Consider the following 518-nt stretch of genomic DNA (forward strand, 5'->3'; position numbering starts at 1 on the left):
ATTCGCTTAATATTATTTCCTCATCGACACCTACAGCAGAAGGTCTAAATAGCAAGCCCATTGTTGCCGGTTTAATTAAAATAGCTAAAGATTTCAAATAATGACGCTCATCTTCATCATATATTTTTCGAGATATACAGATTGATTGACTAAAAGGCATTAATACAATATATCGACCTGATAATGTAATATTGGCAGTGAGCCTTGGACCTTTATTTAAAGTTGGCTCTTTAATGATTTGTACTAAAATTTTTTGCCGTATTGTTAAAATGTTAGTAATATTATTGACATAATATTTCTTTTTAAGCGGAGCGGTATCACTGATATGTATAAAAGCACTGTACTCATTGTTTCCTAGGTTAATAAATGCCGCATTTATTCCTGAGAAGATTTTATCAACACAACCTAGGTAGATATCACTTACTTGATAATGAGCATTTGCTACTACTAGTTTCTGTATCTGACCACAATATAGAATAGCAGCCATATTGTGTAGACAGGAAATTACAATAGTGTTT

General features: G+C 31.9%; 1 protein-coding gene. It reads right to left on the bottom strand.

Annotated elements, in window-relative coordinates; all coding sequences use genetic code 11:
- On the bottom strand, positions 1-487 hold a 487-nt coding region (locus ABD999_RS43815), incomplete at its 3' end, for a ribonuclease E/G (protein ID WP_345483306.1).
- Between the last annotated feature and the right edge of the window lie 31 nt (positions 488-518).

The organism is Nonomuraea ferruginea (genome assembly GCF_039540635.1).
GTDB lineage: Bacteria > Actinomycetota > Actinomycetes > Streptosporangiales > Streptosporangiaceae > Nonomuraea > Nonomuraea ferruginea.